The organism is Photobacterium sp., assembly GCF_057456235.1.
In genome coordinates, this window is record NZ_JBVCPH010000021.1 from 21900 (window position 1) to 44408 (window position 22509).

Annotated in this window: 14 protein-coding genes; 3 read left to right on the forward strand and 11 right to left on the reverse strand. The window is 45.8% G+C overall.

Going from position 1 to position 22509, the window contains the following annotated elements; all coding sequences use genetic code 11:
- Positions 1-124: 124 nt before the first annotated feature.
- From rlmA to AC2204_RS18655, 5 genes are all read right to left on the reverse strand, one after another.
- A complete protein-coding gene (rlmA, locus tag AC2204_RS18635; RefSeq protein ID WP_318927298.1) occupies positions 125-940 on the reverse strand; it encodes a 23S rRNA (guanine(745)-N(1))-methyltransferase in 816 nt (271 codons plus the stop codon).
- Positions 941-1058: 118 nt separating this feature from the next.
- The gene (locus tag AC2204_RS18640; RefSeq protein ID WP_318927299.1) at positions 1059-2945 is read right to left on the reverse strand and encodes a methyl-accepting chemotaxis protein; all 1887 of its coding nucleotides are present in this window, start codon (positions 2943-2945) and stop codon (positions 1059-1061) included.
- A 329-nt stretch (positions 2946-3274) separates the two neighbouring features.
- The gene (locus tag AC2204_RS18645) at positions 3275-4543 is read right to left on the reverse strand and encodes a sigma-54-dependent transcriptional regulator (protein ID WP_318927301.1); all 1269 of its coding nucleotides are present in this window, start codon (positions 4541-4543) and stop codon (positions 3275-3277) included.
- Positions 4530-6908, reverse strand: a complete 2379-nt coding sequence (locus AC2204_RS18650) for an ATP-binding protein (RefSeq protein ID WP_318927302.1) — start codon at positions 6906-6908, stop codon at positions 4530-4532. Before AC2204_RS18650 ends, AC2204_RS18645 begins: the two co-directional genes overlap by 14 nt.
- Before the next feature lie 6 nt (positions 6909-6914).
- On the reverse strand, positions 6915-8216 hold the full coding sequence (locus AC2204_RS18655; RefSeq protein WP_318927304.1) for an ABC transporter substrate-binding protein: 1302 nt from the start codon (positions 8214-8216) through the stop codon (positions 6915-6917).
- Between the two features lie 312 nt (positions 8217-8528).
- Between AC2204_RS18655 and AC2204_RS18660 the strand changes: the two genes are divergently transcribed.
- Both AC2204_RS18660 and pyk read left to right on the forward strand, forming a co-directional pair.
- Positions 8529-9911 carry an MFS transporter gene (locus AC2204_RS18660; protein ID WP_318927305.1) on the forward strand — a complete coding sequence of 461 codons (1383 nt, stop codon included), beginning with the start codon at positions 8529-8531 and terminating at the stop codon, positions 9909-9911.
- A 78-nt stretch (positions 9912-9989) separates the two neighbouring features.
- The gene (gene pyk, locus AC2204_RS18665; protein WP_318927306.1) at positions 9990-11450 is read left to right on the forward strand and encodes a pyruvate kinase; all 1461 of its coding nucleotides are present in this window, start codon (positions 9990-9992) and stop codon (positions 11448-11450) included.
- A gap of 150 nt (positions 11451-11600) precedes the next feature.
- Here the strand turns inward: pyk and AC2204_RS18670 are convergent, their stop codons facing one another.
- The 6 genes from AC2204_RS18670 to focA all read right to left on the reverse strand — a co-directional run bounded on the left by AC2204_RS18670 (position 11601) and on the right by focA (position 21157).
- Positions 11601-12878: a sigma-54-dependent transcriptional regulator gene (locus AC2204_RS18670; protein WP_318927355.1), complete on the reverse strand. Its 1278-nt coding sequence runs from the start codon at positions 12876-12878 to the stop codon at positions 11601-11603.
- Entirely contained in the window at positions 12865-15225 is a 2361-nt protein-coding gene (locus AC2204_RS18675; protein WP_318927308.1) for an ATP-binding protein, read from the reverse strand. The genes AC2204_RS18670 and AC2204_RS18675 overlap by 14 nt, the downstream gene beginning before the upstream one ends.
- On the reverse strand, positions 15225-16475 hold the full coding sequence (locus AC2204_RS18680; protein ID WP_318927309.1) for an ABC transporter substrate-binding protein: 1251 nt from the start codon (positions 16473-16475) through the stop codon (positions 15225-15227). Before AC2204_RS18680 ends, AC2204_RS18675 begins: the two co-directional genes overlap by 1 nt.
- 350 nt (positions 16476-16825) lie before the next feature.
- Entirely contained in the window at positions 16826-17326 is a 501-nt protein-coding gene (locus AC2204_RS18685; protein WP_318927312.1) for a YfbU family protein, read from the reverse strand.
- Positions 17327-17680: 354 nt separating this feature from the next.
- Positions 17681-19435, reverse strand: coding sequence for a formate--tetrahydrofolate ligase (locus AC2204_RS18690; protein WP_318927314.1), 1755 nt, complete (start codon positions 19433-19435; stop codon positions 17681-17683).
- Positions 19436-19687: 252 nt separating this feature from the next.
- The gene (gene focA / locus AC2204_RS18695) at positions 19688-21157 is read right to left on the reverse strand and encodes a formate transporter FocA (RefSeq protein WP_318927315.1); all 1470 of its coding nucleotides are present in this window, start codon (positions 21155-21157) and stop codon (positions 19688-19690) included.
- A gap of 234 nt (positions 21158-21391) precedes the next feature.
- Between focA and AC2204_RS18700 the strand changes: the two genes are divergently transcribed.
- Positions 21392-22297 (forward strand): LysR substrate-binding domain-containing protein, encoded by a 906-nt coding sequence (locus tag AC2204_RS18700; protein WP_318927318.1) that lies wholly within the window; start codon positions 21392-21394, stop codon positions 22295-22297.
- The last annotated feature ends 212 nt before the right edge of the window (positions 22298-22509 follow it).

Here is a 22509-nt window from a genome sequence, read left to right on the forward strand (position 1 = left end):
TACAGCCCCATAATGGTTCAGACTATGTCGGTATAATTGTAGACGGTACAGACAGGGCAATGAGATGAAACTGAGGCTTAATTTCATCTCTGTCTGGGCGTACTCTGTCTATATCATGCGGAGATCACTGACGGCGATAAACACGAAGTGCGAAATCGGCTTCGCAGCTGAACGTCGGTGAATCTGCCAGTTGCTGCCACACCTCGGTTGATGTTTTCCAGGCAAATGGCGTCATTTGCATCAGCGCGGTCGCTTCTTCACCGCTTAGCTGCATGTCATAGTGTAGTTGCTGATCAACAATAAGATCAAATCCTTCAATGACTTCCGGTGCCATATCATGTAAGCGAACGCCATCGTAAATCAGCTCTTTTAATTGGTATAAATGGCGTGCCGCAGGCGTGACGGTCACTAAAACCCCGCCTTTTTTCATGGTGCGCTGTAACTCTTCGGCCTTGCATGGAGCATAAATGCGGACAATTGCATCGAAATATTGCTCCGGATAAGGCAGGCGGTGGCTTGAGGCAACACAGAAGTGGCAGTTTTTATAGCGTTTTGCAGCATAGCGAACGGCGACTTTCGAGATATCCAGGCCATGAACGGCCAGCTCGGGATGACGGGTATTTAACCGGGTAAATTCAGATGTGTAGTAACCTTCACCGCAGCCAATATCCAGTATCTGCCCGGCATCTTCAGAAAGTTGTTCGTCCAGGTGACGAACGACTTCTTCGCGCAATGGCTTGTAATGGTCAGTGTTGAGGAACAAGCGGCGTGCCTGCATCATTTCCTGATTGTCACCTGGGTTCTTCGAACCTTTATGGTGAGCCGGCATGAGGTTCACATACCCTTCTTTGGCCTGATCAAACTGATGATTATTTTCACAGCGCCAATATTGAGAATGTTGAACAAGTGCGGAGTGACAAAGTGGACATTGGTAAGACATGGTGTAAGCCAGGCGATTAAGAGACGGCAGATATTGTAAACCCCTCGATATCGGCCTGCAAGTTGGCCCGGTTTGTTCCGGGCCAATTGCGATCAAATTGCTGAACAGTGAATCTCGGTTAAATCTTGTATTGATTCACCTCGTGGTTAAGCTCATCGGCGAGGTGGCGCAGAGCCTCTGCCTGCTGGTGGCCTGACTCGGTATCTTGTGCAATTTGGTTGGCAACCTGCTCTAGTGCTTCGGTATTGCGCGTGATTTCTTCAGTAACCAGGCTTTGTTCTTCTGCGGCGCTGGCGGTTTGAGTTGCCATATCGGTAATGCTGGAAACGGTATGGGTGATTTGTAGCAGGCTGTTGCAAGCCGTTTCTGATTCATTAACACTGACTTTAGCGATGCCCTGACTCTCCTCCATATACTTCACGGCAAGGCCTGTGGTGGATTGCAGTTCTTCAATCATGGACTGGATTTCTTGGGTTGAAGAGTGGGTACGCTGGCTTAGTACCCGAACTTCGTCGGCCACAACGGCAAATCCCCGACCTTGCTCGCCGGCGCGTGCCGCTTCAATGGCCGCATTCAACGCCAGTAGGTTAGTTTGCTCGGCAATGCTTCTGATAGTCGATAAAATGGCTGAAATATTCTGAGCTTGAAAGTTTAATTGATTGATTGTGGTACCCGTATTTTTGATTTCATTGGCTAAGTGGGTGATTGCTGATTGGCTCTTTAATACTTGCCGGTAACCTGCATCCGACATTTCACTAGCTTGATGCGTCTGACGGGCCGTGGCCTCAGCATTACTGGCAATACTTTGGGTGGCAGCAGCCATTTGATTGACGGCTGTTGCTACGCAACTAATCTGCTTATATTGCTCATGGACTTTTTGATTTTGTGCTTTGCTTAAGGCTGAGGTATTAGCCGCTTGTTCAGACAGGCTAACTGAAATCGTATTGGTATCACTCATCATAATTTGTAGTTTGCTGACAAAGTGATTAAATGCATCGGCTAACTGTCCAACCTCATCACGGCTTTCTACCGGTAAACGCACCGTTAAGTCACCATCACCATGGCTGATGTTTTTTAGCGCGTTCGTGAGCTGTACCAGCCCCTTCAGCATCATCTTGATTAGCAGTGTCACCATAAAAATGGCCATAAGGGTCAGGCCTGTCGCGATAATGGCTTGTTCTTTTAATAATGAGTGATAAGCGGAAAACGTCAGCTCTTCGTTCTGACTGATGGCTAAATACCATTCCGAGTTGTTCACTTTGGTCAGTGAGAGCAGGTGTTTTTGACCGTTTAACGTTACGTTTAACAGTTCATCATTCTGGGCTGCTTGCACAATGGCGGCAGGCGAAAGCTGGCTGTCCAGTTCTGATGCCGGAGAGAGAACAAGCTCGGGATCATCATGAGCGATGATGGTTCCGTCTTGATGGAGCAAGAAGACATGGCTGCTTACGTTGAGCTTAAATTGCTGCAGGGCATCGACTAAATAGTCGGTCGTGATGGCCGCGCCAACAACACCAGGAACACCGTCTATCGTGGTGGGCATCGATAAAATAAATTTCATAATGCCGGAGTTTTTACCGATAAGAGGCTTGGAAATGACCAGACGATTGGCGGTGATGGCGTTCTGGTACCAAGGGCGGATTCTGGCATCATAGCCTTGCTTGACCCGTGAGGGGAACGAACGAATATAATAGCCTTGTGCATCAGCATAATAGGCATCATCAAGTGCTAACGAGCGCTGTGCTTGCTGAAGGGCATCTAAGTGGCTTGCTTTATCAAGAGGTTTAGACAGGTTTTTAAGCGTATTGAGACGGTCATCCATCCATACGCTCAGGTTGAGTGCGGCCACGCGGGATACATTATCCATCATGGCGCGGGCTTCTTCAGTGGTGTGATTTTTTAAGGTGCTGGCTGCCTGCAGCGACAATGTGGTCGTTACGGTCAGCACGATTAAGATAAGTAACAGTGATAATTTTGCGTTAAGCGTAAGCTCTCTGAATTTCATCAGAAGACATTCCTCATGATCGTAACATATCGAGTGTTTTTTATACTCATTTGAAACGTGGCTTTGATTACTGGCTGGACAGATAAATATTGGTTGTTTTTATCTTTTTGTAGCCAGCGATAGATGATGGTGAATGGTAACAATTAATTTGGCGGGTACTGAGAAGGCTATCGAATACTGTCTCTTTGATTTATGTATTTATGAGGCAAAAAGGGCCAAAAAAGGTTAAATAACATATAGTCGGAGTGGGGTTAGGCCTCAAGGGAATTAATATGCCTGAATAGTATCAGGCGTATTAATGGTTTGAAGGTGGGATAAATCGCTGGATCTTAATTCACTTTGTAATTGTTTTTGTCTAAGTCGTATTTTCTCATCCTGAGATAGAGTTTTTTGCGCTGAATTTTTAGATATTCTGACACATCGTTGATGCGCCCGGCGTACAAATAGAGCGCATCCTCGATTAATTGTTTTTCATACTGTTCAACCAGGTCATCTAATGGGCTGGTCATTTGTTCTATCGGCTGAGTACGATCGGCGTTAGAGAGCTTTACCATCCCTATCGCATAGAGCTCGGCAACACTTTTTAACTCTCTAATATTCCCCGGCCATTGATGGCGCTTCAGTGTGTCTAAATACGCTTTATCCACTTTAGGCCGTTGCTTGCCTAATAAGGCGCAGCTTTTTTTTAGAAAATGGCGAAACAGTGGAATGACATCTTCTTTACGCTGGCGCAATGGCGGGATAGCAAAGCGGACTTGGCTTAAAAAATAGAACAACTCTGGCAGCAGGCGGTGTTCTTTTAATTCGTTTTCCGGACACTCGCCAAATATCGCGATCAGCTTCACCGAACGTTTCCCCGAACGTTCTTGATTCAATAAAAAGTGACTGAGAAAGCGTTGCACTTCTGCTGGCATGGAGCCTGGGTCTTGTAATATCAAGCTACCTTTTTCTGCTTCTTCTAATGTACATTCCAGTGCTTTAACCGATTGAATAGAATTACCATTTCTAACCACCAACGGCTGTGAACTACGTGGGCTGTGCTCATGTAACAGGGTGGCGGTGGTATATCGTCCGGTTCCGCTTTCGCCTTGAATCAGCGCATCTTTGTCTGCGCTGGCCAACAGTTTAATGTGGTTGCGCAGCTCTTCAATTTCAGTACTGGTACCGAGAAGTTGTTCAGGGAGGCTGTTTTCGATGATTTGCCACTGCTCGACGAGATTTTTCCGCTCTGCAATGACTTTTTCCAGTAAGTTAAGCAATTTTTTGGGTTTTAAAGGCTTTTCTAAGTAATTGACAGCCCCTTTCTGCATTGCTTCAACAGCCATCGAAATATCACCATGTCCGGTGATGGTGATGATAGGAAGATGTGGACTGATCGCCTTTACCTTGTCAATCAATTCCATGCCACTCATGGTGGGCATATAGATATCAGTCAGGATCACGCCTGACCAATTCGGATGGATCTCTTTGAGAGCCATGCGCGGATCTTGGAAGGCACGTGTTTTATAACCTGCAAGTTGCAATAAATGCTGGCATGAGTTCAGCACGTGCTGATCATCATCGATAAGTACAACTTGAATATCATTACTGAGCATCATTTATAGGGAACTCCAAAACAATCATAGCACCGCCGTTTAGTGTCGAGGCCAGTTGAATCGAGCCGTTCATCCGGATCATAATCGAACGGCAAATATTCAACCCAAGCCCTAACCCTACTTCCTTGGTGGTGGTAAACGGGGTAAATAGTGTATTTATAATGTCTTTGTCAAAGCCTTGCCCGTTATCACAACAGGCGATGGTTAGGTGTTGATCTGAACGTCCTAGCTCGATGATATCGACGTGGCCATGTACGTTGACTAAAGGTGCGAGGGCATCGCAGCTATTGACCAGTAAGTTCACAAGAACCTGTTCAATTTGAATCGGTTCACCAATGCCGGTACTCGATGGTGTAAGCTGATTATTGAACTGAATGTTATGTTGTTTGGCCCGATAGGCGACGATATCAATGGCATTCTGCGTCGCTTGATACAGATTAACGACACTGTTCAGTTTAGATGTTGTGGTTTTTTTTGAAAAGTTACGCAGGTTGGCAATGATGTGATCCATGCGTTCACAGATCTCATTCATTTTCGCCAGTGTGTCGTTCAGATCGGGATATTGGGTCTCGTTGTAAGTCATCTGTACAGTAAAAATGTATGTCGACAACGCAGAAAGCGGCTGATTTAATTCATGTGCCAGTGTTGTCATGGCCTGACCAACGACAGCCATTTTGGCCGATTGGATCAGTTCATCTTGTGCCGTGACAAGATTGGCCTCAGCGCGTTTTCTCTCTTCAATTTCATCGTGCAGCGCAGCGTTGGTGGCTGATAATGACTGTGTCTTTTCTTCGACTTTATGTTCTAGCCAGCGGGCAATATTTTCTTGTTCGGTAATATCGGTCAGGGTAATAATGACCTTAGGTATCTTATTTTGTTGAAAAACCCTCAGATCCAGACGGAAGTAGCGTGTCTGACGATATTCATCATTCATCGCCATGGTTAAACAGTAAGCACCTTCTCTGAGCAGTGTACTCTGTGAAGTGAATATTGATTTCAACTGCTGGTGCTTTTGTGGTTCGAATAAATCCCAAATCGTTTCTGATTTGACGTGTGGTGACGTGAGCAGGGGGAAAATTTCTTTGGCCTGATAGTTGACCGATTCAATCATCCCGTCTGTCGTGCAGGTGATGATACTTGCCTGGGTGTTGTTGATCAGGTTCAGGGCATTGGTTTTTTCGATTTCCTGTCGTTGCAGGCAGAAATTACGCAGGTTGCTACCGAGTTTGCCGATCTCGTCATCGCCTGTGACCGAAACCGGCAGTTCGACTTCACCCGTTACAACGGCACTCAGTGCCAGGCTCAGATCATGTAACCGGCCAACAATACGTTTGCGGACAAAATAGGTACAGATAAACGCACTACACAATAAGGCGCAGAGCAGAACAATAAAGAGAACGTGATTACCGGTCCTGACGGTTGTTTTTGCCTCGAGTTTAATACCTTGTAGCTCTCGACTTGCCTGATTGACCAGTTTATTTATTTGCTCTTGCTGAAAGTTTAGCCGGGTTTTAATCGTCTGTTTTTGATTGTCGGTCTGGAGATTGATCGCGACAATATTCTGAAGAAGCTGATGAAGCTTGCTGTCAGGCTGAACAATGGCAATCAGTTCAAGTAGTAACTGGTGGTGAGTAATGCTGGTAGCGTTATGTAGCAAAGCATCACTCAGTGATTTAATTTCCTTGGTTTTGTATCCAATAAATTGGAAAGCACTGCTGAGGTTACGCTGCTGATGGTGACGGGTGACCTCTTGAACCAGAGAAATTAGTTCATTTTCGTTAACGGTTAGTTGTTGTAACGCTGAAAAATCACTATAGAGCGAGGTTTGGGTTGTTGAGTTTAAACTTGCTGTGCGTGAATTGGTAATTTGCCATTCTAACTCCTGGTTCAACGGTGTCAGTTCATCAACGATATCCTGATGAAGCCATAAGATAGTTTCAGAGGTTTTATTCAGCTTCAGCTTCAGATCGATCTTAGTTTCCTGCAGTGTGGTGTAGAGCTGAATATCATTGGCCAGCTGGCGATATTCTTGCCTCAAGGTGTTGACCAGCGGCAGGGACGTTAAGGTAATCGTCGCACGGTTGAGATCTGCCATTTCGTTCTCAAGCCTGACTTTGAGCTGGTTCAGTCTTAGCTGGTTGTTCGTTGTGTACACTTCATTCAGATATGCCTGTAGTTCTGCGCTGCTGCGTTCCAGTTGATAGCTGGCTTTCAGTGCCGGGATATTTTCATCAACCATCAGATCAACCTGACTTTCCAAGGTTTTCCAAGTGGTAAAGGCAACAATGCTGACTAAGCAAACCATCAGTAGAATGCAAGTAAAGGCAGCGACAAGGCGTGAGCCAATCGTAGTGAATTTGAACAACACGGTAACTTACTCTTGGTTTATTTGATTGAGCAGATGATTTGCTTGCTGCAAATTTTGCTTAAGGGCTTCTTTCCACCGCTGAATTTCAGCGGCAACAACCGGATCTCTGCCGCGCTTTGCACCGTCACGATGAAATTGTGCCAAGTAAACAGGGGATCTGGATTGTTCTTCGGTAACGGGAACCTTAGCGGCATACTGTTTTGCCTGTAACAGTTTATTGTGAGCCTCAGCAGGCATATTATTTGTAGCCTCTAATTGATGGATGGAGGCCCAGGTACTATTAAGTTGATGTAGTTGCTCTGTAATTGCTTGATCAAAGAGCAGGGAAATGAGCGCATCTCGGCGATGTAACAGTTGTTTATTTAAAATAAAAGATGTGCTTTCTGCTAATTGTGGCTGATTAAGAGAATATTTAGCCATAGATGATTTTTCCAGTGCACGCTGGCCGGAGTCCGAAAGTAAAAAATCAACGAAATTTTTAGCATTTGAAATCGAATGACTTTTCTTCGCGATACCCACATAAGCCGGCATCAGAATAGAGTTGGGCAGATAATTAAAGTCGATGTAATTAAATACTTTTTTGCTGTTTATAGCATAACTGTCTATTACCGGAGCGGCGCCAATTAATCCTTTTGAAATAGCCTCGCTGACACCGAAACTTCGTGAGGAAATAAAGGCGATATTCCCCCCGATCTGCATGAGCAATTCCCAGCCATCTTTCCAGCCATAATGCTGAAGTATGTTTTCAACCATCAGACTTGTTGTGCCAGACCGAGAAGGGGTACTCATGGTGATATGGTGAAAGTACATTGCATTTGTTAAATCTTCCCATGATTTCGGCGTCGGTAAATGATGGCTGGCCAGATATTGCCGATTAGCCATCAGACCAAACCCAGAATAGCCGAATGCGGTTGTTTCACCTGAAATATCAATAACATGAGGTGATAGCCAGCTCGGAACCTGATGCGGTGAGTTAATGGCATAGAGCTGCTTGTTGGTTGAAAGGTGATTAAATAGCACAGGAGATGATGAGATGATGATATCAATATTCTGAGCATCATCTTTTGCTAACAGTCGTAAGGCCGAGCGGGTACGCCTGAATATGACACGTACTTCAGTATTCGGGAACAGTTGCCGGTATTGTTCGACTTGTTGAGAAATTGTGTACTCGGAAAAGGTTGTAAGTATCACGATTGGTTTACTTTCAGTGGCAAAAACATTCCCCGTAACCAATAAGAATATTAACAGTGTCGTGAGTGTTCTAATAATCTTCATCTTGGCCATGATGGTCGCTTTTAAATAATACATAGTGAAAATAGACCCTAAATTTAGCGTTTTGTGCGCCCTATCAAAATTACGGGAATAAGAGAATATTATTTAGAAAAGGGCATGGTCCATTCTTGGGACATTCTCAAGTCCGTTGTGAATCATTATCTTTGATATAACCAGACTTCTCCAGTTTAAATGTCCTTTTGTTGTCCGACGTTAAATTAATTTTGGGAAAGATTGATCCCAAAACCGCCTCCTTGCCGGATATGAATAACGGCCTATTATCCATCTCAAAGCACGACAGCTTGATTATTTTACATTACAAATAACAGTATATGCATGGAGATTAATATGTTTGATTTTTTTAAAACCAGACCGGATAAACCGGTTATGGAAGGAAGCCCTGATAAAATTCAGTCCGTTTTTAAACGCCACCAATGGTCTGTATTTTTAGGTTTAGTTTTTGGCTATGCCGTTTTCTACGTGGTACGTATGAGTTTGGGCGTTGTGAAAAAGCCGATGCTGGATGCGGAAATTGTGACCAAAGCAGAGCTGGGTATTATGGGTTCGGCTTTCTTTTTCACTTATGCAATTGGTAAGTTCTCGAATGGCTTTATGTCCGATTATGCCAACATCGGTCGGTTTATGTCATTTTCTCTCATACTGTCTGGCTTTACAGCCGTCGCGATGGGGATGAATACCACCGCATTTTTCTTTATCCTTTTATGGGGATTAAACGGCTGGTTCCAATCTGTAGGCTCGGCGCCTTCATGCGTTTCCCTCTTCCAGTGGTTCTCTCCCAAGCAGCGAGGCAGCCGTTACTCGATTTGGGGCGGCTCTCGTAATATCGGTGAAGGTATTACCTGGATTCTGACCGCGACCATGGTGAGCTACTTCGGTTGGCGTGCAGGCTTCATTGGTGCCGGTATTGCTGCGGTGATTGCTGGGCTATGCATGTTCTTCGTTCTGCGTGACCGCCCACAGACTTATGGTCTGCCTGATGCGGCAACTGCGTTTGGTGAAGAGCCTGAATTTAAAAAAGGCAATGATCCGAAAGAAACCCGCCGCGCTCAACTGTTCATTTTGAAGCAACCTACGGTGTGGCTGATTGCACTGGCATGTGCGGCGATGTACACCTCACGATATGCAATCTCTTCTTGGGCGGTGTTATATCTGCAGGAAGTCAAAGGCTATAGCCTGATTGATGCTGGTTTTGCAATGTCAGCTTACCCGATTGCCGGTCTTGTCGGTGCGGTTCTATCAGGAATTGTGTCAGACAAAATCTTTAACGCGAACCGCCATATTCCAACGTTGTTATATGGAATAGCCAACGTGATCGGGATGTTCTTACTATTCTTTGCTCCACCAAGCCGAATGATGGATGCTGCAGCCTTGACACTGATTGGCTTTGCAATTGGTGGTCTGGTTGTCTTCCTGGCTGGCCTGACAGCATGTGATCTTATGCCTAAAAACGCAGTGGGTGCGGTGAAAGGCTTCATCGGTCTGTTCTCGTACATGGCAGCATCGGCGCAGGAGCTGATTTCATCAAACCTTATCACGGTAACTGAAGTAGTGAATGAGGCCGGTGAAACGATGAAAGTGTATGACTTTGGTGCTGCACAGTATTTCTGGATTGGTGCATCAATTGTATCGCTATTCTTAGCCTTAACGGTTTGGAATGCCAAGAAGGTAACCATGATTGATGAACCTGGCGAGCCTGCTCTAGCGAAATAGTAGTTGTGAAATAAATGATTTTAAGTAGCGGCGTGATGCCGCTACTTGTCTAATTACGTATTCTCTAAGGTAATACCTATGTGCAAAACCAAAATTGTTGCCACGCTAGGCCCCGCCAGTAATGATCCGCAAACGATTGAAAAATTAATTTTAGCGGGTGTGAACGTCGTTCGTTTGAATTTCTCTCATGGTACCGCTGAAGAGCATATTGCCCGCGCTGAATTAGTTCGGGCAATTGCTTTGCGGTTAGGGCGCCATATTGGGGTATTAGCTGATCTGCAAGGGCCTAAAATTCGCATTGCTGCTTTTCGTGATGGCAAGGTGATGCTTGAAAAAGATCAGACATTTACCCTTGATGTAAACATGGCCTCAGATGCCGGCACAAAAAACAGCGTCGGTTTGGACTTTCCCCAATTAGTCAACGACGTGCAGCAAGGCGACATTCTACTGCTGGATGACGGACGTATTCGTCTGAAAATAACGGGCATTGATGGCGGGAAAGTTCACACCACAGTGTTAAATGCTGGGGTGCTGTCTAATCGAAAAGGGATCAATCTGCTTGGTGGTGGCCTTTCGGCACCTGCGCTTACCGATAAGGATAAGCAGGATATCATCACTGCAGCGGCTCTTGATGCCGATTATATCGCCGTTTCCTTTCCTCGTAATTCAGCTGATTTACATGAAGCTCGCCAGTTGGTTAAAGCGGCTGGCTGTCATGCCGCAATCGTGGCAAAAGTGGAACGGGCTGAAGTGGTGGCCTCAGTGAAAGCAATGGATGATGTTATTTTAGCGTCTGATGTGATTATGGTTGCACGGGGGGACCTGGGCGTTGAAATCGGTGATGTCAATTTACCTCTGATACAAAAGCGGTTGATTGAGCGGGCGCGTTATCATGGCCGTCCGGTGATCACGGCGACTCAAATGCTGGAGTCGATGATTGAGAATCCGATGCCAACGCGAGCTGAGGTATTGGATGTTGCCAATGCGGTGCTTGATGGGACGGATGCCGTAATGTTATCGGCCGAATCTGCCGCGGGTAAATACCCGGTTGAAGCCGTTGCTTATATGGCTGATATTGCAAGTAGCGCAGAAGAGCGTATCAGCGAAGCCAGTGACAATTGGCAAAACTTACTGAATCTATGCTCAGAGCCGCGAAAAAGCATGGCGTTAGCGGCCATGCTGTCGGTATCAAACTCAACCCAAAAATCAGGTGTGGCCATTATTACCGAGCAGGGTGACACACCCCGCTTAATGTCTCGCTGGCAGGGCAAGCAGCAGATTTGGGCACTGTCTCATGACCCTCGTGTTTTACGTCAATTGGCATTATTGCGAGGTGTTACGCCGGTTTATTTCGAGCATGCCGGAAAGTCAGGGCTAGTGCTGGCAGAAGAGGTGAAATCTGTTCTCTATTATGCCGAGATGTTAAACGATATTGATTCGCTGATCTTAACGCAATTTGAATCACTCGAAAATGTTGGGGATACCGATATTTGTCGATTCATTAAATTAACGAAGACGGCGGAGCCAGTAGCCGCTTAATCTGATTTCTTGCCGGTAGATCGGTGTGTTGTTTAGTGGTGATACTTCGCGCTCCACCGAAGTGATCACTGTTGGCTTTGACTGGCGTTATTGATCGATTATTTTCGCTCGCCTTACTTTGCAAAAAGTGGCGAGCGTTTTTTTTCGCCGTTAATTCGATGGCCGGACTTTAAACTCGGCTTTATCCAAGTCATGTTTTTTCATTCTTAAGTACAGTTTCTTGCGTGGTATCTGCAGGTAAGAAGACACTTCATTGATACGTCCGGTAAAGAGGTACAATGCATCTTCGATGAGTTGTTTTTCATAGTCATCGACCAGGTCATCTAACGGACTGCTCATCTGTTCTAATGGCTTAGAGCGCTCTTGTCCGGTCAGCTTGACAATACCAATAGCATACAGTTCTGCGACGTTTTTCAGTTCCAGTACATTCCCTTTCCATTCATGACGGTTAAGGGTGTTGATGTAGGCTTTATCAACAGCAGGAATCGCCTTATTGAGCTTTTGGCAGCTCAGCTTCAAGAACTGTCGGAATAACGGTGTAATATCGCAGTTGCGTTGCCGTAGGGGCGGCAAAGAAAAGCGTACCTGGCTCAAGAAGTAGAACAGTTCAGGTAACATTTTTTCATTTTCTACCACCTTTTCCGCCTCGCCTTCGACAATGGCTAACACCCTCACTTCCTTTTTGCACTGGCGTTCTTGCTCCAACAAGAAACGACATAACCACTGTTGTGCTTCAATTGGCATGTCCTGCGGATTGTTGAGACACAAACAGCCACTACGGGCGGAAATCATGCTCCGTTGCAGATCCGGGGTACAAGTAATGGCTGAACCATTGATGTTGATATAAGGTCCCTGATGAATAATGCTATTTTTATGCAGCAGTTTGGCAACAGTATGACGACCGGTGCCGGTTTCCCCTTCAATCAGCACATCTTTGGTTGTGAGTGCGATTTGTGTTACCTGCTCACGAATTTTAACGATTAACGGACTGTCACCATTTAATTGTTTTGATGAAGTATGGTGGATGGTTCTACGCTGATTAACGACCTGTTTACGCTGAGGCAGGAACCGTTCTAATAACGCCAGAAGATCCGCTGGCTGTAGTGGCTTTTGTAAAAAATCGATTGCCCCTTTTTTTACCGCATCGACCGCCATCGGGATATCACCGTGGCCTGTGATCATGATAACGGGCAACTCTTCATCCAGGCTTTTAATTTTATCCAGTAATTCTATGCCGTTCAGACCAGGCATATACATATCGGTAACGACGACCCCCGGCCAGTTTTTATCTAGCATCCCCAAAACCTGGGTCGGATCTGTCGTGGTTTGTGCTTTATAGCCAGAGACTTCAAGCAAATGTTGATAAGCATCTACAACATCCTGATCATCGTCAACAATCAGTACTTCAATATCATCATTCATTATCATCATTATTTAACTCCAATACGACCATAGCTCCACCGTGAAGGTTTGAAGCCAGGAAAATCTCGCCCCCTAAACGGGTCATAATTGAACGACAAATACTTAACCCCAGGCCAAGCCCGACGTCTTTCGTTGTAGTAAAAGGAATAAAAAGTTTCTTGATGCTCTCGGCAGCAAAACCCTCCCCGGTGTCACTGACCATCATACGCAGAGGGCTACCGATAGTGTCAAGCGTACTTATCGTGATGTCTCGCCGTTCGCTTGCAGCGACAGCATCGCAACTATTCACCATTAAATTGACCAGAACCTGCTCTAGCTGCACTTGATCGGCTAGCGCATAGAGCGCTGTATCAACCTCATTGATAATGGTTGTTTTTTGAACTTTCGCCCGGCTTTCAACAATCAGCATGGCTTGATGTATTGATTCATGGATATTAACGCGTATCAGCGGGTTGCTCGCTGATTGTTTGCGAGCGAAATTACGTAAGCTGGAAATAATATTGCCCATTCGTACGGTAAGGTGCTCTATCTTGTCCAGACTCGTTGCCAGCCGATCGTGATTTTGCTTTTTAATTGCCACTTTAGTCGCAAAAACATGGGTTGAGATGGCTGAAAGAGGTTGGTTTAATTCATGTGCGAGCGATGTCATGGCTTGGCCGACTACCGCCATTTTTGCCGCTTGAATGAGATCATCTTGTGTTGCGCGTAAGTCATCTTCAACCCGCTTACGATCATCCACCTCTGCCCTCAACTGTCGGTTACTGTTGGTCAGAGACTGTGTTTTTTCCCGTACCATATTTTCTAACCAGCGAGCGGCATTTTCCTGCTCGGTGATATCTGTCATCGTGATGATAACCTTATCGCTATTTCCTTGTTTAAATAAACGAAAATCAAGCCTCAGGTACAGTGTTTTTTCTTGGTAGTTCTGTTTTAGGGTGAGGTTACAGGCCCCTTTTTCCACTAGCGGGCTGCCATCAGCAAAAAGGTACTTAAGCCTTTGCTGCATGTTTTCATTAAAGAAATCCCAAATGGTTATATCGGCCATGGCGGTATCGTAGCTAAACAGCTTTAAGGCGCTGGGATTTACGGATTCCACAACACCGTTTAAATTGCAGGTGATGATGCAGGCTTGCGTGTTGTTGATCAGGTTCAGGGCATTACTTTGCTGCATTTCCTGCATCTGGCGACAGAAATAACGGAGGTTATCACCGAGCAAACCGATTTCATCATCGCCAGTAACCTGAATATTGGCATTCAAATTACCTTTGGTAACTGAATCAAGATCCTGACTTAGTAGGTTCAGGCGTTTTACAATTCCCCTGCCAACCAAGTGGATTGACAGCATAATGGATAATAATATCGACAGAGACACGAAGCCAAGCATCATCGCACGGCTAAATATGATGGATTGTCTGGTTTCATCATTTAATTGCTGCAGTGAGGTATCGGCTTGTTCCACCATGTTCTGGATCCGACCTTCCTGATCTTGCAGCCGGGTCTGGATACGTTTTTCATGCCGGCTGATATCTATATGCAACTGTACATTTTTTTTAAGCCGCTTTTCAAGTACACCGCCAGGTTCAACTAACCCAATAAATTCTTGCAGTAATTGCCGGTATGAAATCGTTGAGGGGTAGTGATGCAGTTTTTGACTCATTGTTCTGATTTCATTGGTTTTGTAACCAATAAAATAGAACGCATTACTGAGATCACGGTGTTGGTGTTGCTGAATGATTTCCAGAACCAATTGGTGCAGCTTATTTTCATTAATGGTGATCGATTGGATCAGCGAAAACTCGGTCATGACATCAGCCATGACGTCACTGTTAACGGCATTGGGTAGCATCCGCGTTAATTGCCATTCCACCTCCTGACGGAGCGGGGTCAGTTCATCGACCAAATCCTGATGGAGCCATCTGATGGTGTTTTCGGTCTGTGTTAGCGAGTACAGGTGCGTGTTACGCTGGTTAAGTAAGTCAGCGAAAACAGCGATATCTTGTACCAAGATTTCATGCTGAGTCTTTATCGATGGGTAAGAATTGAGGCCGACGGTGTCAGTGATCGCATTGGTGATCTGTTCCAGCTTAATGTTGATCTTCAGCTTCAGATCGTTATGCGTGACGGGGTCGGTATTGTGGCTGAGCCGATGGAGGCTGGCCTGCAGGCCAGCGGTGTTTCTTTCTAGCTGATAACTTGCCTTGAGAGTGGGCATATTTTTGTCAACGATAGTCTTAATCTGGTTATCGATGGCTTCCCAGTTGACCAGGGAAATTAAGCTTACGCTGATGGTGAGAAAAGCCATAAAGGCAATCGCGGCAATCAGGCGATATCCAATTGTTTTCCTGCGAAGCATCATTTGCTCCCTTCGCGCTCAGCAATGATTTTCTGGCTGAGGGCGATTGATTGCATAAGTTGACTACTCATAATACCGCGCCAGGCATTAATGCGCCTTGCAGTTTGCACATGTGTACGGGATAGCGACAGTTCATGATGGCTATCGCTATTGGCCTGAGTTTCAGTAACCGGTGGAGTCGAAGCAAGGCGGATCGCTAAATTGAATTGGCGGCGTTGTTCGTCTGTCAGGTTTTGCGCCGTGTTGAGCTTGTGGATCAGCTGCCAAGCCTGGTTCAATAAGACTAATTGGTGACTGACTGTTTGTTCAAATAGTTGTTTTACCAGTACTTCCCGGTGACGAGTCAGGGTCATATCCAGTGGTTGGAGTGCATAAGGTTGTACCGTTTTTTGCTTTAAGCCATATTTGTGCAGCGAACTCGTCGGCAATTTTTCCTGCACCTCATCAGAGAGCAAATAATTAATTAATGCCAGGCTGTGCTTGGAGTGATGGGTATTGTTGACGGCTGCGATATAACTCGGGATCTTCGGACTGTGGTTCTGGTAATTGAACCCTATAAAAGGGAACTGTTTCTGGCTTTCGTAGGCGAAGCTGTCAATGACGGGACCAATACCGGCCAGGCCGCGAGAAATGGCATCGCTTACCCCAAAACTGCGGGCAGAAATCGAAGCTAAGTTACCACCAATTTGTAAGAGAAGTTTCCAGCCTTTTTTCCAGCCATGGCGTTGCAGAATGTTTTCAACCATTAGATGCGTGGTGTCAGATCGGTATGGGCTACTCATGATCACATGCCGAAAATATTGGGGGTGGGTCAGACTTTCCCAACGGGCCGGGATATCAAGATTATGTTTGGCTAGGTAATCATAATTCCACATTAGGCCATAGCCCGAGTAACCGAAGCTAACAATGTTATCTGACTGACTCTGCCTAAATGGGTCGATGAGTTGTGAGTGAGCGATATTGGCATTCAGCTCAATTAGCTTGTTTTGTTCAATCAAAGGTTGGAGTAAAGATTGCGAGGATGAAATCACAATATCAATACTAGGACTGTTTTTTTCCAGTAAGCGAACACCGGATTCTACCCGGCGGTGAAGAACATTGATCTTTGCTTCTGGGTATTGCTGCTGAAATTCCAGAAGTATCGGCGTAATGGATGATTCTGTAAATGTTGTCAGAATAATTAAATGATTCGTTGGTGCAGCAATGCAACCTGGTGAAATAATTAGCAATAACAGAAGCAATCGAATCATGGTAGTGAATACTATCCTTTTTATTGATAGGTTTTATATACAAGGTTAGTTTGCGAGATTATACCTAAATAACGGCGCTTATTTTCAATCTTCTAAGATGTTGGTGGTTTTTATCGGTCGAATGATTTGGATGTGTCATTACTGACTCATTATCGGGGTGAGGGTACGTATTTATAACGGTAACCGATACAACAAAATATTGACCGGTGAGGGAGGGATTTAAGTGTTTTGGTTTCGTTCTATTGCCACTAGGTGTTTGTTTGTAGACAAAAAAACCGGAGGATGGACTCCGGTTTTTTAAATGTATACAGAAGAATATTATGTCCAAATACTGCTAGATAAAAATATCACTAGGCATTCAGAATTTGTTGGATCTCAGTAGCGGATAAATGGTATTGGCGGGGACAGTTGCGCCAAGTTTGCAGCATACGCTGATATTTTTCTAGCAATGGTACCTGGCTGTTGAACTGGTGCTCAGATTTATCAAACTGAGGATACAGACCTTCTTCATCGGTTAAGAACCGGACATAGTGAACCAGTTGTGATTCCGTGGCGGCATCAAAGCCCAGAAACTGCAGACGGCGAGGTTCAACCAGTTGCTGGTTGGCCTCATCGAGCATTTTGTACGATTCCTGCAGCGCGTGATGCATTTCCATGAAGTCAATAACATTGCGGCAGTCTTCTTCGGGAAGGCAGCCGAAGTCTTTGTTCAGTTCGCGCATTTGCAGGCCATAACCGCGCTCAACAATGGTCTGAAGCCGGCGATATTTTTCTGCGTTTTCAGGGCTCATCTGAGACATCAGAGAATACTGGTTAGAAAGAATAAGACGTTGAGCGTTTGTCATTTCCATAATAGAAGGCCTTAATATTGTTATATTCTGAAGTTGAGATTATCAGGTTAAGTTTAAAAAATATTGATCTGACGACGTGTGGTCGCTGATTTTTCACTAAATAAAACCGAGTGATGAAAGCTTAAGCAGTAAGTGATTATATTGTTGATTCACAAGGCTTTTAACCATTATTTTTATAAGGGTACTGCATCATTTTTCCCTTCTACAATCGTAGTGTAGGTAATGGATCGGGGGGAAGGCAATAGAGGCGGAATGACAAATTTACAGCGGGCAGGCCAAAGAAAGAGCCACTGAGTGTAGCCCTTTAGCGTTTGATGACAGGAGGCGTTCTGTGCCTTACTGGCTTTAAGACGGTTAGCTTAAGCCAATAATATTACCATTGTCGTCAAGATCTAACGCCATATAGGCCGGCTTTTCAGGTAAGCCAGGCATAGTCATGACATTGCCGCATAAAGCATAAACAAATCCCGCTCCCGCACAGAGTTTCAGTTCACGGACCGGCAGAAGGAAATCTTTCGGGGCACCTTTCACGCTGGGATCATGGGTGATTGATAAGGGGGTTTTTGCCAGGCAGACCGCTAAATTATCATGGCCCTGAGCTTTCAGCTCTGCCAGTTGTTGTTTGGCTCGTTCAGATAATTCAATCCCCCGGCTGCCATATCCCACCTCGGCGACCGTCATCAGTTTCTCTTCTAAAGTCTGTGACAGGCGGTAAAGTGGTTTAAAGTCAGCCGGTGTTTCACAGGCTGTCACCACGGCTTGAGCCAGTGCAATGGCCCCGTCACCGCCTTTACCGAAAGCTTCGCTGATCGCCACATCCACATAAGTACCAAAGTCCTGGTCGTTAACCATCGCTTTTAGCTGTGCAAGTTCGGCATCACTGTCTTGCGGGAAGCGGTTAATGGCAACAACAACCGGTAAGCCGTATTTGGCGGCATTATGGATGTGCCATTTGAGGTTCTCAAAACCCGCGTGGAGTGCTTTTTCATCCGCGGCGAAAATCGCGTCGGGCAGTGGCTGACCCGGACGTAAATCATACAGCCCTGAGTTGGCTTTTAAGCCGCGCAGTGTGGCAACCATGACCGCACAATCAGGGCCGCGATCGGCTTGTTGCGCTTTGATGTTACAGGCTTTCTCTAACCCCATATCAGAGCCAAAACCGGCTTCGGTAACGGTGAATTCACTTAATTTCAGCGCGATACGATCGGCAATGATGGATGAGTTGCCATGGGCAATATTGGCGAATGGTCCGGCATGAATAAGGGTCGGCACACCTTCCAGCGTCTGCATCAGTGTCGGCTCAATAGCTTCGCACAGAGTGACGGCCATGGCACCCGCAACGTGAAGATCGTCGGCAGTGATTGCCTGGCCATCAATATTATAAGCCAGTACGATGCGGCCGATTCGCGCACGCATATCGGCAAGATCTCTGGATAAGGCCAGAATTGCCATTAGCTCCGAAGCGGCAGAAATGTCAAAACCGTCTTCGCGTTCCAAGCCATTAATGGTTTTTCCCGGTTCATTTAGCCCCACGGTGATCTTGCGCAGCGCGCGGTCATTATGATCCATGACTCGCTTCCAGACGATACGGTTAATATCGATACGCAGCGGTGTCAGCTCGGTTCGCCGGGAAAATTGCTCATAACCATGGCGTTCTTCATGGTACAGGCGGGCATCAATTGCTGCCGCCGCAAGGTTATGGGCGGCGGTGACTGCATGAATATCACCGGTCAAATGCAGGTTTAGCTTTTCCATCGGGGCGACCTGGCTGTAGCCTCCGCCGGCCGCGCCGCCTTTCACGCCAAAGACCGGTCCCATAGAAGGCTGGCGAATACAGGCAATGACTTTTTTCCCCACTTTGGCTAGCCCTTGAGATAAGCCAATGGTAGTTACCGTCTTACCTTCACCGAGTGGCGTCGGGGTGATGGCTGTCACTAGCACCAACTTCCCCTCAGGTTTATCAGCCAGACGTTTAAGAATCGAAGGCTTAACCTTGGCTTTCAAGGAGCCTTGCAGGGTCAGATCTTCAGCTTTTATCCCTGTAACTTCGGCAATCTGGTCGATAGGAGTGAGTAGGGTGTCGCGGCAAATTTGAATGTCGCTTTTCATATGGGCTCATTTCCTCATAGCAATGACAACAGTGAATCGTGACAACGGATATACTGCATCAGATTGCTTCAACAGGAGCGCAATCGTTTGCTTTGCGTTTATACCATAATTTTATCATGAATAAATAGAGTAATGGCGGGATAAATGTTGGTGCTTGGCGTGAAGGCGATCCGTGATGCTCGAGGTATGAGATACGAGGTATAGAGCCAGACTATTACCCCCGATTGGGGTAATAGTCTGTGGGTTTGCTTATCAGGCGACTTCACACTCCTGGGATTTTTTCTCTGGGGCGATAACGGGTATTTGTTTGCCATAGACCGGGCGAAGCGCTTTGATAATGTCATTGCGGGTGATCATACCGACGAGTACCTCATCTTTAACGACAGGGAAGCTGTGCGGGCGGTTTACCACCATAGTACGGGCACGTTCATTCAATGAAAGCGTCGTCAGTCGGGTTGCAATACCGCCACTTGTGACCGGGTACAGAATATTTTTGTCGATACTCATATACTCAGCAATATCAAGAATTGTGTTATCCGGGCTAACGGTCTGGATTTCATGCTTCATTAAGTCTTGCACTTTGCTTTCAGCATTTGGCATATAGTCACTACACCAAAGGTCAACCAAGGAGTCATGGACAGAGAAGAAACCGACTAGACGCTTATCGCTTGAGAGTACCGGCGCACCTGAAAGCTCTTGGTTAATCAGGATATCAAGGGCTTCTGCAACAGGCATGCCTGGTAGAAGGGTTGTCGTTGCAGGGTGCATGTGGTCGTTAACAAGCAGGTTGTCCTGAAGCATAATAGTGTCCTTATTTAAAACGGTAGAATGTGAGAAGTCGGGTGTGATGATGGTAGCTGTTGCATGGTGTTCTTTAGGCGAGCTGAAAATAGCCCAGTAGCTAAGACCGACGAGAACGCCGCCGCCAACGATATTGCCCAGCGTAACGGGGATAAGGTTGGCAAAGATGAAGTTGTGGATATTGAGATCGGCATACTGTTCCGGCGAGACACCGAGATTTAGCCAGAATGAGTCTGGGGCGATGTTCTGGATAGTGATACCCAGTGGCACCATAAACATGTTGGCGACGCTGTGCTCAAAACCGGTGCTGACAAACATCGCAACCGGTAAAACCATGATTGCCATTTTTGTCATCATGTTGCTTGAGCAAAACGTCATCCAGATGGCAAGACAGACCAATAGGTTACATAAAACACCCAAAGAGAAAGCTTCCAAAGGCTGGTGGTGCAGTTTGTGCTGGGCAACGTTTAGTGCATTTAATCCCCACTGGCCGCCGTCGAGCTGATACAGGCTGGCCATAGAGACCAGAAGCAATAGCAGCATCGCGCCCAGGAAGTTGCCGAAATACACTTTTGCCCATGTTTTTAGCATGTGTCCGGTGGTGATATGTTTGTTGGCTCTGGCGATAGAAGACAGCACCGTGCTGGTAAACAGCTCACCGCCGCAGATGACGACTAAAATCAGCCCCATGCTAAAGGCTAACCCACCAAATAAACGATTGATCCCCCAGTTGATTTCGCCATTACCTGTCGTCACCGTAAGGTAGAAAACAAAGGCGAGTCCAATGAAAACTCCGGCAGTGATCGCTAATGCGATTGTTTTGCTCGTCGACTTTGATGCTTTACTGACAGCATATTTTTCAGCCTGTTTCATCATTTCCATCGGGCTGTAATTGGAATCAGTATTGATTGCCGAGCTCATCGATATGATCTCCAGGTCGATTCGACAACGTTGCCGGGTGAATTAAACAAAAAAGGGGGTAACTGAGTCATAGCTTCTCCTTATATCGAGATGTGTGTTTAACGTGACTTCAGCTTAAGGGGGGATAAAGGTGTGAGTAAAATTGATTTTTTTCTTATGGCTAATCATAAAAATTGATACTAGATAATGGTAAAGTACCGGTTAATCATAGGGTTCAGGAAGGAAGGAGTCGCAATGCGATACTCTTTGAAGCAATTGGCGGTATTCGAAGAAGTCGCCAGCTCGGGCAGTGTCAGTAAAGCTGCTGATCAGTTAGCGCTTACTCAGTCAGCAGCCAGTATGGCATTAGCTCAGTTAGAGAAATTACTTGGCAGGCCGTTGTTTGAGCGTCAGGGAAAGCGAATGGCGCTGACATACTGGGGAACATGGTTAAGGCCAAAGGCAAAACAGCTATTATTTGACGCCCAGCAGATCGAATTAGGTTTCTATGAGCAGCATTTAATCAGTGGCGAAATTGCGCTGGCAGCAAGCCAGACAGCCGCAGAGCACTTGTTGCCTGAGCTCATCAGCAATATAGATAGCAATTTTCCTGAGCTGCGTATTAACTTCATAGTAAAAAATACAGAGAAAGTTATCGATGGTATAAAGAACTTTGATTATGAGTTTGGTGTCATAGAGGGGCGCTGTGATGATAGCCGTCTCCAGCAAGAAGTGTGGTGCCACGACCATTTAGTGATTATCGCTTCTAAACATCATCCGTATGCAAAGTATGAAAAAGTCAGTTTTGCCCAAATGGAGCAGGCCAAATGGGTCTTGCGTGAACAAGGGGCTGGCACACGGAAAATTTTCGAGAGTGCCATCCATGGTGTGATTGATGACCTTGATGTCTGCCGTGAATATGAACAAGTCTCCGTGCTTCGTACGCTGGTCGCGAATGGTTTGTACTTGAGCTGCCTGCCATACCTGGATGTTGTCAAGTTCATTGAGCGCGGTGAACTGGTTGCCTTGAATGTGCCAGAATTAAATATGGAGCGGACCTTGTCGTTTATATGGCGAGCTGATTCTGTCGAAAATCCGTTACGCGACTGTATTAAGCGTGAAGCTCTGCGCATGATTCGAGAAAGCAAAAGAGAGATGTAATCACTATCAATTTTATTGATACATCAATATGCGCATAATTTATATAAACTTGTGTTTTTATTTGGGCGTTTGACACGTTCAATTACCAAACGCGAGCTTCCGTGGCTTCTTTACTGGGCTTGATATGCCTGAAGTGGTATATCGGTCTGTTTATATAACAGGCTGGCATAAAGGCCGTGTCTGGATTTTACGTCGGGTTGGACATAAGAAAT